Source organism: Thiobaca trueperi (assembly GCF_004342175.1).
Taxonomy (GTDB): domain Bacteria; phylum Pseudomonadota; class Gammaproteobacteria; order Chromatiales; family Chromatiaceae; genus Thiobaca; species Thiobaca trueperi.
This window is the reverse complement of sequence record NZ_SMAO01000006.1, coordinates 230,010-243,935: the sequence shown is the minus strand read 5'-3', so window position 1 is coordinate 243,935 and position 13,926 is coordinate 230,010. Positions and strand designations below refer to the sequence as shown.

The 13,926-nt window shown below is 64.3% G+C and carries 10 protein-coding genes; all 10 read left to right on the top strand.

Annotation, left to right across the window (positions count from 1 at the left end; all coding sequences use genetic code 11):
- The first annotated feature begins 24 nt into the window (after positions 1–24).
- The 10 genes from EDC35_RS13080 (at position 25) to hemF (ending at position 13,918) form a co-directional block, all read left to right on the top strand.
- A complete protein-coding gene (locus EDC35_RS13080) occupies positions 25–1,965 on the top strand; it encodes a methyl-accepting chemotaxis protein (RefSeq protein ID WP_132977693.1) in 1,941 nt (646 codons plus the stop codon).
- Between the two features lie 6 nt (positions 1,966–1,971).
- Positions 1,972–3,099 carry a chemotaxis-specific protein-glutamate methyltransferase CheB gene (gene cheB / locus EDC35_RS13075; protein ID WP_132977692.1) on the top strand — a complete coding sequence of 376 codons (1,128 nt, stop codon included), beginning with the start codon at positions 1,972–1,974 and terminating at the stop codon, positions 3,097–3,099.
- Complete coding sequence (locus tag EDC35_RS13070) at positions 3,096–4,622, top strand: CheR family methyltransferase (RefSeq protein ID WP_132977691.1); 1,527 nt, start codon at positions 3,096–3,098, stop codon at positions 4,620–4,622. The genes cheB and EDC35_RS13070 overlap by 4 nt, the downstream gene beginning before the upstream one ends.
- 9 nt (positions 4,623–4,631) lie before the next feature.
- The gene (locus EDC35_RS13065) at positions 4,632–6,866 is read left to right on the top strand and encodes a hybrid sensor histidine kinase/response regulator (RefSeq protein ID WP_132977690.1); all 2,235 of its coding nucleotides are present in this window, start codon (positions 4,632–4,634) and stop codon (positions 6,864–6,866) included.
- A 238-nt stretch (positions 6,867–7,104) separates the two neighbouring features.
- Positions 7,105–7,452 (top strand): response regulator, encoded by a 348-nt coding sequence (locus EDC35_RS13060; RefSeq protein ID WP_132977689.1) that lies wholly within the window; start codon positions 7,105–7,107, stop codon positions 7,450–7,452.
- Positions 7,453–7,632: 180 nt separating this feature from the next.
- A complete protein-coding gene (locus EDC35_RS13055) occupies positions 7,633–9,381 on the top strand; it encodes a diguanylate cyclase (protein WP_132977688.1) in 1,749 nt (582 codons plus the stop codon).
- Positions 9,371–9,913: a chemotaxis protein CheW gene (locus tag EDC35_RS13050; protein ID WP_132977687.1), complete on the top strand. Its 543-nt coding sequence runs from the start codon at positions 9,371–9,373 to the stop codon at positions 9,911–9,913. The genes EDC35_RS13055 and EDC35_RS13050 overlap by 11 nt, the downstream gene beginning before the upstream one ends.
- On the top strand, positions 9,910–10,311 hold the full coding sequence (locus EDC35_RS13045; protein ID WP_132977686.1) for a hypothetical protein: 402 nt from the start codon (positions 9,910–9,912) through the stop codon (positions 10,309–10,311). The genes EDC35_RS13050 and EDC35_RS13045 overlap by 4 nt, the downstream gene beginning before the upstream one ends.
- A 1-nt stretch (position 10,312) precedes the next feature.
- A complete protein-coding gene (locus tag EDC35_RS13040; RefSeq protein ID WP_132977685.1) occupies positions 10,313–12,949 on the top strand; it encodes a sensor domain-containing protein in 2,637 nt (878 codons plus the stop codon).
- 42 nt (positions 12,950–12,991) lie between these two features.
- Positions 12,992–13,918, top strand: coding sequence for an oxygen-dependent coproporphyrinogen oxidase (hemF, locus tag EDC35_RS13035; protein WP_132977684.1), 927 nt, complete (start codon positions 12,992–12,994; stop codon positions 13,916–13,918).
- The last annotated feature ends 8 nt before the right edge of the window (positions 13,919–13,926 follow it).

Below are 13,926 nucleotides of genomic sequence, written 5' to 3'. Positions count from 1 at the left end.
CGCCATCACCGGGATGTTTCAACGATGTTCACAAACCTTCGTCTCTGGGCCAACATCCTGCTTGGCATGGGGATCGCGATTGTCATCGCCGTCACTGCACTCACCGTCGCCAGCCTGCGTCACCTGGATGGCGTGGTATCCACGGCGGAGCAGGCGACACTGCGCCAGTATGCCGGCATCATCAAGGTCAATATCGACCATGAGACGCGCACGGCGCAAACCCTGAGCGCCCTCGTCGCCAATATCCCGGAGATCCGGCAGCATTTCGCCGCCGGTGATCGGGCCTGGCTGCAGGATCAGTTGCTCCCCGCCTACAAAGTCCTGGAGCAGGATTACGGAGCGGTCCAGTTCCAGTTCCATACCCCGCCGGCCACCTCTTTCCTGCGACTGCACAAGCCCGAAAAATACGGCGACGATCTCTCCGGTTTCCGCCATTCGGTCGTCACCGCCAACACCCAGCTCAAACCGCAGCGCGGTCTGGAGGTCGGCGTCGCCGATCTGGGCGCACGCGGCATGGTGCCCGTATTCGAGCAGGGCCGGCATCTGGGTTCGGTGGAATTCGGCATGTCGTTCGGCCCGACCTTCTTTGCCGCCTTCAAAGAAAACTATGGGGTCGATGCCGCGCTGCATGTGATGCGTGACGGCGTCCTCACCACCTTTGCCGGCACGCGCGGCGAGCAGCCGCTGCTGGACCCGGAAGCCATCCAGGCCGCTTTCGCCGGTACCCCGCAATCCCGCAATGTGCTGATCGACGGCCGGCCTCTGGCCGTTTATGCCGAAGTGGTGCATGACTACTCAGGCGCGCCGCTCGGGGTGGTGGAAGTGGCGATGGACCGCAGCGAGTCGCTGGCAGCCCTGAATCACACCACTCGTCTGGCCTGGTTCGCGGGCGGTCTGATGATGCTTCTGGGCCTGATCATCGCGCTGGTGACGGCGCGCACGCTGGCCCGGCGCATCGGACTGGTCGCAGCGGGCGTCAATCGCGTGGCGGCAGGCGATCTGAGCGGACAGATCGTCCTGAGCGGGCGCGACGAACTGGCCGAACTGGCCCAGGTGGCCAATCAGATGCGCCAGCGTCTGCATGATCTGGTCGCGCAGGTCGGCAGCCATTCCGGCGCGGTGGATGGCGCGGCGCGCGAGATCGCCCGCTCGGTTGACAGTCAGGCGGCGATCTCCAGCCAAATGTCGGCCTCGGTGGCCGAAATCACCTCGACCATGGAAGAACTCTCCGCCTCGTCGAGCCAGATCGCCGAATACTCCGGATCGGTGGTCGAGATTGCCCGGCGTACCTATGACGACAGTCTCCAGGGTGCCGATGCCATGCAGCAACTGGTGGTCCGGATGGAGGAGATCCGCCAGGACAATCAGCATTCACTGAAAGAAATCGTCGATCTGGGCGGCAAGTCCAAGGAAATCTCCAAGATCATGCAGATCATCGACACCGTGGCCGATCAGACCAAGCTGATCGCCTTCAATGCCGCGCTCGAAGCCTCCTCGGCGGGCGAGGCGGGCAAACGCTTCGGCGTGGTGGCCGCCGAGATCCGCCGGCTGGCCGATTCAGTGACCGAGTCCACCGGCGAGATCGCGAAAAAGGTGGGCGAGATCCAGGAGTCCATCGGACGCCTCGTCATCACCTCCGAAAAGGGCGCGCTCGGCATCGAGCAGGGCATGAACGATTCCTCGCGCACCGCCGCCTTTCTGCAGGATCTGGTGCAGGCAGCGAGCGAGACCACCAGTTCGGCCCAGCAGATCAGTCTCTCCACCCAGCAGCAGCGCACCGCCAGCAATCAGGTCGTGGTGGCGCTGCGCGAGATCGTCACCGCCAGTTCCGACACGGCACAATCGGTACGCCACATCTCGCAGGTCACGCAGGAGATGACCCGGCTCTCAGCGGATCTCAAGTTCCAGGTGGATCGTTTTACCCTGGACGAAACCGCGCGCGACACCGTCCACACAGGCGCCTGACAACCGATGAATCCAATCCGTGTCCTGGTGGTCGATGACAGCGACTCGGCGCGCGCGCTGATCCGTGCCCTGGTGGAGGAGGATCCGCGTCTCACCATCTGCGGCGAGGCCATTAATGGCCGCGAGGCGGTCGAGCAGGTGCTGACGCTCAAGCCGAACATCATCACCATGGACCTCCAGATGCCGGAGATGGACGGCATGACCGCCATTGAGGAAATCATGGCGGTGCGTGCGACACCCATTCTGGTGCTGTCGGATCTGGCCGATGCGCGCCATGCGATGTCGGCGGTGGCGCGGGGCGCGCTGGAAGCGACCGGCAAGCCGACCATCGACGATGGCGCCACACTGACCGCCCGGCTCAGGATGCTGGCCGGTGTTCCGGTGATCCGCCATATCCGCCGCACGCACGATGCAACCCCCGGACTGATCATCCCGCCAGCCGGCGAAGCGCACACGGGATTGCCCGGTGCGCTGCCCCCCGGCCCCCTTGCGGGAGAGGGCTGGGGAAGGGGGGCTGCCACCTTGCCATCGGCGCCACTCGCGGGGCGCGTCTTCGCCATCGCCTCATCCACCGGCGGACCCCAGGCGCTGGCGCGGATTCTGCCCATGCTGCCGGCCAATTTTCCCGCCCCCGTGCTGATCGCCCAGCACCTCTCGGACGGTTTCGCCGAAGCCATGGCCGGCTGGCTGAACGACCTCTGTCCGCTGACCGTGACGGTGGCCCGCGCGGGCGAGCCGCTGCGGCCCGGATACATCTATCTGGCCGATCCCGTCACCCATCTGAGCCTGATGCCCGATGACCGCATCCGGCTCATCCCCCGCACCGAGACGGATATCTATCACCCCAATTGCGACCGGCTGCTGTCGTCGGTGGCCGAGGTCTGCGGTCAGCGTGCGGTTGGTGTCATCCTCACCGGCATGGGCCGCGACGGCGCGCGCGGGATGCTCGACATCCGCCGCGCGGGCGGCGTGACCATCGCGCAGGACGAATCCAGCTCGGTGATCTTCGGCATGAACCGCGAAGCCATCGCCGCTGGCGGGGTGCAGACGATACGTCCGCTGGACGCCATCGCCAGCGAGCTGATCTGGCTCGCGCGCGTCGCCCCGACCCGCGCCGGCGAGGTCGGATCATGAATCTGCAACCCTTGCAGACCTTCATTCAGGAACGGATCGGGCTGCATTTTGGCGGCGACACCGGCACCCAATGGCGCGCACTGCTCGCCAATCGAATCGAGCGGGTCAGCGCCGGCTCCGCCGAAGACTATCTGGCGCGCCTGCACCAGGACGAAGCCGAGCTGCACGCACTCACCAGTCTGCTGACCATCAACGAGACCTATTTTTACCGTGAGCCCCAGCATCTGAGGCTGCTGACTGAGCGACTCTGCCCTGAATTACTGGCCCATCAGCAGGCGGGCGCCAGGGTCCGCATTCTCTCGGTCGGCTGTTCCAGCGGCGAAGAGCCCTATTCCATCCTCATCGCCCTGCACGAACGCTATGGCGAACTCGCCGAGTCGCTGTTCGAGATCAACGCAGGCGACGTGGATCAGGTCGCGCTCGCCCGCGCCCGCGCCGGACGCTACAGCCCCTTCGCGTTCCGCGCCTTTCCGTCGGAGCTGATCGGGCGCTATTTCACGCCCGGCGATGGCGCCGAGCGCCAGATCAATGACAGCATCCGCCGTCAGGTGCGGTTCCAGCCGTTCAATCTGCTTGCACCCGCGTATCCGGCTGAGTTACAGGGTCAGGATGTCATTTTCTTCCGCAATGTCTCGATTTATTTCGACGTACCAACCCGTCGGCATGTGCTGGAGCAGCTCAAGGGACTGCTCAATCCGGGCGGATCGCTCATCGTCGGCATCGCCGAGACCCTGGCCAACGATTTCAGCGTTCTGACACTGCGCGAGCGCGACGGGGTCTTTTTCTTCTGCAATCCGCCCGTCTCCAGTGCGCCAATCAGCCTGCCGCGCCCAGCAGCAGGCAGGCTGTCGCGTGGCGATTCGACCGCACTCAGCGCGCTTTCCACCCGTCTGCCAGCCAAACCTCTGTCCAATCCTGACCGCCGCACCGCATCACGTCCGGCGCACCCGCGTCTGACATCGCCGCCGTCTGCCGCGCTCCGGCCTGCACCGACTGCGCACAACGGCGATCAGGAGGCGCTGGCGCTGGCCCAGGCCGGGCGTTTCGACGAGGCGCTGGAACGGCTGAAGCCAGACTGCGAGAGCGAGACCGCGCACGTCCAGGATCTCGCGCTCCTGGCGCATCTGCTGTTCGAAGGACGCGATATCCCCGGCGCGACACAGGCGGCGCAACGGGCGCTGGAACTCGACCCCTGGTGTCTCGATGCGCTCCTGCTGCTGGCGCGCATCGCTCAGGATCAGGGCGACCATGCCGCCGCCATCGCCCATCTGCGCCGGGCCATCTACCATCGCCCGGATTCCTGGCGTGCGCATTTCCAGCTCGCCGAGCTCTACCGCAGCGGTGGTCAACGGGAACTGGCGGGGCGCGAATACCGCATCCTGCTGCATCAGTTGGAACAGGTGATCGCGCCGGGACAGAGCGTCACGCCGGACGCCAGCCCGCTCCCCTCTCCGCTCTCCCTGCATGACATGCGTCTGCTGTGTGAGACCCGTCTGGCCCGGCTTGACACCGCAGCAGACTGAGACGGCATCATGGCGCTCGACATCAAAAAATTCCTGGGCCGCTTTACCGGCGAGGCGCGTGAGAATGTGGCACGGCTCGAAGCCGGACTGACCGGAATCGCGGCGGGCGGCCGACTGGATGCCGAGACCATCAACGGCCTGTTCCGCGCCGCGCACACCATCAAGGGCTCGGCGCGGATGCTCAAGCTCAACAGCATCGCCGAGACCGCGCACCAGTTGGAAGAGGTGCTGGGGGCGCTGCGCGAGGAGCGGCTGAACCAGACCCCGGAACTTGGCGGTCTGCTGATGCGCGCGGTGGACGCCATCGGCGCACTGGTCGAACAGGTGGAGTCGAGCGGCGGCCAGCTCCCGCCAGCGGATCAGGCACTCTGCGAGCAGCTCGCCCAGACCGCCAGCGGCGCCCCGCCCGCTCCGGTCAGCGCCCCGAATGTCACCAGTCCGGTTCCGACCGAACCAGCAGCGGCGACGCCAGACAGACAGCCCGCCGTCGTCGGACCAGCGGCCGCAACGCCCTCCCCTGCCGACAGGGAGGCGCCCGCCGCATTGCGCACCCCGGACAGCGTGCGGGTACGCCTGGACAAGCTGGACGAGCTCATCAAACTGATGGGCGAGGTCGTTTCCAATCAAACCCGTCTGCGCCAGCGCCTGCTGGATGCGCAGGCGCTGGACCGCGCCATGCAGTCGCTGACTGACGAGGACAGCGACCCCATTCCGACACAGCTCGCCGGGCAGACAGCGGCGCTGCACCATTTCACGCTCGCACTGCGCGATCTGGCGATGGAACAGGAAATCCTGATCAGCGACCTCAATGATCGGGCGCTCGTCATGCGCATGCTGCCGCTGGCGACGGTCTTCGACCCCATCGCCCGTGTCGCCCGCGAACTGGGACGTGACCTGGGTCGTGAGATTCATTGCGAGATCAGCGGCGGCGAGATCGAACTGGACCGTCATCTCATCGACCGTCTGGGCGATGCCCTGGTGCATCTGCTGCGCAATGCCATCGATCACGGCATCGAACCACCGGATGAACGTCGCGCAGCGGGTAAGCCGCCACTCGGACGCATCCGGCTGTCAGCGCGGGCCGAAGGCGTGGGCGTGCTGATCGAGGTCAGCGATGACGGACGCGGACTGGACCGGGAGCGGGTGCTGACCAAGGCGATCCAGAAGGGTCTGATCGATCCGGCCCGTCGCACCGACATCACCGACGATCAGGTCGCCGAGCTGATCTTTCAGCCCGGTTTCAGCACCAGCCCCATCATCACTGACATCTCGGGACGCGGCGTGGGGATGGACGTGGTCAAGCGATCCATTCTCGATCTCCAGGGCGCGGTGTCGGTCTCCAGCCGTCCGGGGAGCGGGCTGGTCGTGACGCTTCAGCTTCCGCTGTCGCTGGCCGTGATGCGGGTGCTCCTGTTCGAGGCCGGCGGAATGCGCTTCGGTCTCACCGCCCAGCATGTCGTCGAACTGCTCCGGGTGCCTCGGGAATCGACCATCCAGATCGCTGATCGCCCGGCGCTGGTGCTGCACAATGAATTCGTCCCGCTGGTCCCGCTGACCGACCTGCTGCATCTGCCCATGCCCTCGCAGACCCGCGAGGAGTCGCCGCATCCGGGCGGACATCTGGTGCTGGTGATCGGCGTCCATCAGATCAAACTGGGGCTGGTGGTGACGCAACTCATCGACGAACGCGACATGGTGATCAAACCGCTGCCCGCGCACATGCGTCACTCCGGCCTGGTCTCCGGGATGGTGGTGACTGGAAACAATGAGCTGGTCAGCGTGCTCCAGGCGCCGGCGCTGCTGGAGGCGGCCCGCCGCGCACGGGGCGAGAGCCTGTCCAGACCCGACCGGGCAGCGCCGGATCGCGACGCACGCCAGACGCATCACGTCCTGGTGGTCGATGATTCGCTCAACACCCGCGAGATCGAAAAAGAGATCCTGGAGGCCCACGGCTATCAGGTGACGCTCGCGGAGGATGGACTCGAAGGCTGGCAGAAGGCACTCGGCGGACACTTCGACGCGGTGCTGACCGATGTGGAGATGCCGGGCATGGACGGCTTCTCGCTGACCGCCCGGCTGCGTGAGAATCCGCGTTATCACACCACACCCATCATCATCATCACCTCACGCCAGAAAGAGGAGGACAAACAGCGCGGGGTGCTGGTCGGCGCCGACGCCTATATCGTCAAAGGCGATTTCAACCAGTCCAGTCTGGTGGAAACGCTGAAAAACCTGCTGGGTTAAACTGCACCCGGCGCGGTATGCCGTGTTTTGGCCTGGATCAACCCTGGGGGCATCGACGACTGTCGGAGCTGGCGCGGTTTAAAACATTGACCCTGTCCGAACGCGCCGTTTTCCAGACTGTGGATCGGGGTGCCAACAACCCGATCAAGACACAAACAAAGCGTAGAATGTCAGAGACAGTGAGCCCATGACATTCCTCATAAAACACATTAAGTCTCCGGCGGAGGTTTCGAGCAAGATGCGTATTTTGATCGTTGACGACGATCCCCTGGCCGGGGAAATGACACAGGCCATCCTGGAAGAGGCCGGTCATGACTGTCTGTTCGCCGCGAACGGCCTGGAGGCACTGGAACATCTGGCGGACGAGACGCCCTTTGAGCTGCTGGTCTCCGATCTGCACATGCCACTCCTGAGCGGGCTGGAACTCTTCCGGGAGATCCGCGAGCAGGGGCTGGATCTGCCCTTCGTGCTGCTCACCGGCGATGATCCGGAACCGCTGCGGGCCCAGACGCCGGGCCTCGCCGCCTGTCTGATGAAGGATGACTCGCTGGAGACCGACCTGCCGCGTCTGATCGCGCAGCTTTGAACCGCCAGTAACGTATCAGAAATAAGTTGAACACCGAATCTGATCGTTATCGTTGTCGTAATCGACAACGATAACGACAACGACCGTGGCAAAAGTGTTCTTTCGTCGAGTTGTTTCACTTATTTTTGAACCGATCCCTGTGAATCGTTCAGAAATCGCCCTGGTATAAGAGAAACGGACATGGCGACCGGCAAGACCGAATCATTCATGGAGCGCAAACGCAAGCTCCGCCAATCCTTCCTCTCGCAGTTTCCGGGGCGGCTGGCACTGGCGCGCGATCTGCTGGCCCAACTGGCTCCCGGCGACGATCACGCTGAACGACTCAAGCAGCTCCATCTCATCTTCCACACAATCAAGGGCTCCGGCGCCTCCTTCGGATTCGAGTCGATCAACGCCCCGGCCAGGGCGGCGGAACAGGCGCTGCGCGAGACCCTGGACAGCAACGGACAGGTCACTGCCCCGCTGCTTGACGAACTGACCCGGCGGCTGGACGCGCTGGCCGGGCTCGATCTGAATCTCGACACCCCCAACGGACACGATCACGGTCCAGGCTTCATCATCGCCCCGAGACAAACCAGCGACGCCTACCCCGGCGAGCGCCGTCAGCGGCTGATCTATCTGTGCGACGACGATCCGATTCTCGTCCAGGAACTCGCCACGCAGCTGAGCTGCTTCGGTTATCGGGTGACGCCCTTCGTGACCCTGGACGCCCTGCGCGAGGCCGTCGCCGTCGAGCCGCCCTCAACCATCATCATGGACGTGATCTTCCCCGAGGGTCAGCACGCCGGCCCGGCCGCCATTGCCGAACTCAGCACCCGTCTGAGTCAGACCATCCCCACCGTGTTCATCTCCAGTCACGACGACTTCAGCGCCCGGCTGCGGGCGGTCCAGGTCGGCGGCAGCGCCTATTGTCCCAAGCCGGTCAAGGCGGTTGAAATGGCCGAAATTCTCGACCAGCTCACCAATCGCGCGCCGCCGGAGCCCTTTCACATTCTGATCGTGGATGACGACCCGGACATGGCGCAATTTCACGCCATGGCGCTGGAAGAGTCGGGGATGATCGCCCGCGTCGTGACCGAGCCGGAGCAGGTGCCCGCCGTGCTCGAAAGCTTCGACGCCGATCTGGTGCTGATGGATCTCTACATGCCCAACTGCTCCGGCGTCGAACTGGCGCAGGTGCTGCGCCAGATCCCCGGCTATCTCAGTCTGCCGATCATCTATGTGTCCTCCGAGACCAATGTCGATCGCCAGTTCAAGGCGCTCGAAGTCGGCGCCGACGGTTTTCTCACCAAGCCGCTGGAGCCTGAGCGGCTGGTGACCGAGGTGCATCTGCGCGCCGAACGCATGCGCACCCTGCGCTCGCTGATGATCCGCGACAGCCTGACCGGACTCTTCAACCACAACACCATCCTGCAACTGCTGGAGGTGGCGATGGCCAGCGGTCGGCGGAGCCAGAGCCCGATCTGTCTGGCCATGCTCGACGTGGACCGCTTCAAGACGGTCAACGACACCTACGGCCATCCGGCGGGCGATCAGGTGCTGATGGCGCTGGCCCGCACCCTGCGGCTGCGTCTGCGCGAGGTCGATCTGGTCGGGCGCTACGGCGGCGAGGAGTTCGCGGTCGTCCTGGTCGGGCTGGACTCTGAGCAGGCGAAGGGCGTCATCGATTCACTGCGGACGAGCTTTGCCGCCGTCACCTTCTTTGCCGATGGCATCGAATTCCGCTGCACCTTCAGTGCCGGGGTCGCCGGCTTTCCTGAGTTCACCAATGCCTCGGCTCTGACCGAGGCGGCGGATCGGGCGCTCTACCGGGCCAAGCATGCGGGCCGCAATCGGGTGGAAATCGCCCACGAGGAGCCCGATACGCCATCCGGGATCAATGCCGTTCCTGACACGCACGACAGCGAAGGAGCCGGCAATGGCGCCTGAACGTGACCAGTTGGCCGAGATTCTGGAGCAGCGTCGCCAGGCTGGCGCGGGCATCGTCACCGTCGATGCGCCGGCCCTCAAGCTCGTCATCTTCGCCATCGGTGACGCCTGCTTCGCCTTTCCCGGATCGCGGATCATCGAGATCCTGCCGCTGACGACCATTCATTTCGTTCCCGGCTGCCCGGCCTTCCTGGAAGGCGTGATCAATGTGCGCGGCGATATCGATTCGGTGATCCGTCTCGGCGATCTGCTGGGCGCCGCGCACGCGCCCACCGACCGGCACACGTCGATCCTCCTGGGACAGGGCCGGGCGGGAGACCCGCCCGTGCGCAGCGGGCTGCGGGTTGATCGGGTGCTGGATGTGCTGGATGTGATCGAGTCATCCATTCAGCCACCACCCGAGACACTGCCGGAACCCCTGCGGGGACTGGCGAGCGGGGTCTTGCGGCATCGCGAACAGACGGTGATCGTACTGGATCTGGAGCGGCTGTTTCACGCCATTCAACATCGCGCCGGAGTCATGTCTTCATGACCCGCGCGGAATGGGCTGAGGCCGGCCTCGCGGTCGTGCGCTGTGCCGCCGGGGGACTGAACTTCGCGCTGGAGGCGGACAAGGTGCAGGCCATGCACGCGAACGGGGCGCAGTCCGCGATCACGCTGGCCGCGCTGCTGCAACTCCCCGAACGCCAGCCGGCTGCACAGGAACGGCTGCTGTCCATCACCCATCCGGACGGCATCCGCCTGCTGCGGGTGGAGGAACCGGTGATTCGCTGCCGCATTCCGGCCCTTACGCTCTCTCCCATCCCGCCGCTGATGGCGGCCCATCTGCGGCTTCCCTGGGTGCGCGCACTGGCCTGGCTCGGGACGCCCCCTGATGCAACCCTGCTCATCCTCCTCGATGCCTGGCGTTTACCCACTGGACGCAGTTGACATGAAGCCCCATAAAAACCTCGTGAAAACGACACGACTGCGCGAACAGGCACGACAGATCCTCCGTGACCGCACCTTTGACAAGACCCTCATCGAATTCAGACGCGGCGATTTCACGCTCGACACCCTGCTCGAAGAACTGCACATCTATCATGCTGAGCTCCTGATCCAGCAGGAGGCGCTGCGCGACAGTCAGGAGGTCAACGAATTGGCTCTGGCGCGCTTCGTGCGGCTCTATTACGACCTGCCGCTGCCCGCCCTGCTGGTGTCCTGGGAAGGTGTGATCAAGGAATCCAATGCAGCGGCAGCAGACGTGCTGCCGCTGAATCGCCAGCTTTTCATTCTGCTGGCCCAGCCGCATCATGTCCCCGTCCTCGAAAATGCCTTCCGCCAGGCGCGGGCCACAGGTCAGTCCAACTGCCCCGAGGTCTTTCTGCAAGGCGCCGGAGGCGCCACCCTGATCGCCGATCTGATGCTGCTCCGTCTGCCGGAATCGGAGAGCAAGGATCCCGAATTCGTCTGCACCATCATCGATCAGACCGAGCGCATCGCCCGCGAGGCCCGTTATCGCCAGCTCACCAAGATCATGAGCGACGTGGCCTATTCCTGCCTCGACGGGAGGGATGGACGCTTCATCATCGACTGGATGACGGATTCCATCGAGACCCTGACCGGATACCCGCTGACCGAGGTGCTGGCGCGCGGTTCCTGGCGTTTTCTGATCGCCCCGGAAGACGTCGCCGTTTTCGACGCGCGGGTGATGGGGATCGAGCCAGGCGAAACCTCCACCCACGAACTGCGTCTGCGTCACCGGGACGGCTCGCTGCGCTGGATTCGCGCCACCACTGAATGTCTGCTGGAGTCCGCACCGGCAGGCACACGGCGGCTCTATGGCGGCATGGTGGACATCACCGCACACAAGCAGCGCGAAACCGAGATTCAGCGACTGGCGCTGGTGGTGGAGCAAAGCCCGAGCATCGTCCTCATCACCGATACCCGGGGCGTGGTCGAATATGTCAACGAACGCTTCTGCGAGACCACCGGCTACAGTCGCCAGGATGTCTGTGGCAGCACCATGGATCTGATCAAATCGGACACCACGCCCGCCACGGTCCATGCCGAGATGTGGCGCACCATCCTGGGCGGCGAGACCTGGCGCGGCGAGTTCCAGAACCGCCGTCAATCCGGCGAACTGTACTGGGAGCAGGCGCTCATCACCCCGCTGCGCAACGAGCAGGGCGTCATCTCGCACTTCGTCAAGCTGGCCGAGGACATCAGCGAGAAAAAGGCGCTGTCCGAACGGCTCGCCTATCTGAGCCACTACGACCCGCTCACCGGACTGCCCAATCGAACCCTGATGCGCGAGCAGATCGATCATGCGCTGATCCAGGCGCGGCTGGAGTCGCACGGTCTGGCGGTCCTCTCGATCGATCTGGACAATCTCAAGTTCATCAACGATTCACTGGGTCATGCCGCCGGCGACCGGCTGCTGCGCGAAGTGGCGCTGCTCCTGCAAACCCTGTTGGGCGAAAACGACCGGTTAGGCAGTTTCGGCGGAGACAAATTCGTGCTGCTGGCGGGACATCTGCGACGCGCACAGGATTCGATCGCGCTGGTCGAGCGCATCCAGAGCGCACTCGACAGCCCGATCGTCTTCGGCGACAACCGGGCCACCATCAGCGCCTGCATCGGCATCGCGCTCTATCCCGAAGACGCCCAGACCACCAGCGATCTGATCGGTCATGCCGATTCCGCGCTGCACATCGCCAAGACGGAAGGGCGGCGGCTCTATCGCTTTTACACCCCGACCCTGAATCGCGAGATCCTGGAACAGTTCCAGCTCGAACAGGCCCTGCGTCAGGCCTTCGAGCGCAACGAACTGCTGCTGCACTATCAGCCGCGCGTCGAGATCGCCACCGGACGCATCCTGAGCCTGGAGGCACTGGTGCGCTGGAATCACCCCGACTGGGGTCTGGTCTCGCCGACACGCTTCATTCCCATCGCCGAGGCCACCGGACTGATTCTCCAGCTCGGCCCGCTGGTGCTGCGTCTGGCCTGCCGACAGATCCGTCAATGGCGGGCGGCGGGCGTGCCGACCGTCCCGGTTGCGGTCAATCTCTCGGCCGGCGAGCTGTATCAGGAGGGTCTGGCGCAACAGATCGGCAGCTGTGTCGCAGACTTTCAGCTTGATCCCGCCGAGCTGGAATTCGAGATCACCGAAAGTGCGGCCATGCGCTCCATCGATCAGGCCGTCGCCATTCTGTCCAATCTGCGCGACATGGGCTTTGCGCTCTCAATCGATGATTTCGGCACCGGCTACGCCTCGCTCAGTTATCTCAACCGTCTGCCGATGCAGTCGATCAAGATCGATCAATCCTTTCTCGCTGAGATCGGTAACATCGAGCGACACCGTCAGTCCGCCGCCATCGTCAAGGCCATCGTCGGGCTCGGCGCCACACTCGACCTGCACATCATCGCCGAAGGGGTGGAGACGCAGGCTCAGCGGCATTTTCTACTCGAACATGGCTGTCAGGTGGCGCAGGGTTATCTCTTTGCCCGACCGCTGCCGGCGGATCGGATCGAGCCGCTGCTGCGTGCCGGCTATCTGCCGCTCGATGGTGCGGATGCATCGGGTTGAGACTCCAGTCCATTCACAAGATCCACGCGAGCAAACCCCGCCATGCCGAACACACCTGATTCGCCAGCCGTCAAACACTATCTGCTTGGCCTTCAGGACCGCATCTGTCACGTCCTGCGTGAAACGGACGGCGGAGCGGATTTCATTGAGGATGTCTGGGAGCGTCCCGGCGGTGGTGGCGGACGCACCCGCGTGATGCAGCAGGGGGCCGTCTTCGAGCAGTGCGGCATCAATTTCTCGCATGTCTTCGGCGAGCGTCTGCCGCCCTCGGCCAGCGCGCATCGACCCGAACTCGCCGGACGCCGCTTCGAGGCGATGGGGGTCTCCCTGGTCTCACACCCGCTGAATCCCTATGTCCCCTCGTCCCATCTGAATGTGCGCTTTTTCATCGCCGAACAGGACGGCGCCGCGCCCGTCTGGTGGTTCGGCGGCGGTTTCGATCTCACGCCCTATTACGGCTTCGACGAGGATGCCGTGCACTGGCACCGCAACGCGCAGGCCGCCTGTGCGCCCTTCGGCGCGGATCTCCATCCCCGCTTCAAGCAGTGGTGCGATGAGTATTTCTTCATCCGGCATCGCCAGGAGGCGCGCGGCATCGGCGGCATCTTTTTCGATGACTTCGATCAGGGCGGCTTCGCACACAGCTTCGCCTTGCTGCAAAGCGTCGGCGATCACTATCTGCCGGGGTATCTGCCCATTGTCGAACGGCGCTGGGCTACGACCTGGGGCGACCGTGAACGCGCCTTTCAAACCTATCGGCGCGGACGCTATGTCGAGTTCAATCTGGTTTATGACCGGGGCACCCTCTTTGGGCTCCAGTCGGGCGGACGCACCGAATCCATTCTGGTCTCCATGCCGCCCGAAGTGAGCTGGCGCTATGACTATCGCCCCGAACCGGGCAGCCCCGAAGCCGAACTCTACGCGCGCTTTCTCCCGCCGCGCGACTGGCTGGATGAACAAACCGGGTAAAGTTACCT

What these genes read in the sequence shown, in the direction of transcription:
- hemF (WP_132977684.1), top strand. Translation starts at nt 12,992, where the DNA reads ATGCCGAACACACCTGATTCGCCAGCCGTCAAACACTATCTGCTTGGC.
- EDC35_RS13040 (WP_132977685.1), top strand. Translation starts at nt 10,313, where the DNA reads ATGAAGCCCCATAAAAACCTCGTGAAAACGACACGACTGCGCGAACAG.
- cheB (WP_132977692.1), top strand. Translation starts at nt 1,972, where the DNA reads ATGAATCCAATCCGTGTCCTGGTGGTCGATGACAGCGACTCGGCGCGC.
- EDC35_RS13060 (WP_132977689.1), top strand. Translation starts at nt 7,105, where the DNA reads ATGCGTATTTTGATCGTTGACGACGATCCCCTGGCCGGGGAAATGACA.
- EDC35_RS13055 (WP_132977688.1), top strand. Translation starts at nt 7,633, where the DNA reads ATGGCGACCGGCAAGACCGAATCATTCATGGAGCGCAAACGCAAGCTC.
- EDC35_RS13070 (WP_132977691.1), top strand. Translation starts at nt 3,096, where the DNA reads ATGAATCTGCAACCCTTGCAGACCTTCATTCAGGAACGGATCGGGCTG.
- EDC35_RS13065 (WP_132977690.1), top strand. Translation starts at nt 4,632, where the DNA reads ATGGCGCTCGACATCAAAAAATTCCTGGGCCGCTTTACCGGCGAGGCG.
- EDC35_RS13080 (WP_132977693.1), top strand. Translation starts at nt 25, where the DNA reads ATGTTCACAAACCTTCGTCTCTGGGCCAACATCCTGCTTGGCATGGGG.
- EDC35_RS13045 (WP_132977686.1), top strand. Translation starts at nt 9,910, where the DNA reads ATGACCCGCGCGGAATGGGCTGAGGCCGGCCTCGCGGTCGTGCGCTGT.
- EDC35_RS13050 (WP_132977687.1), top strand. Translation starts at nt 9,371, where the DNA reads ATGGCGCCTGAACGTGACCAGTTGGCCGAGATTCTGGAGCAGCGTCGC.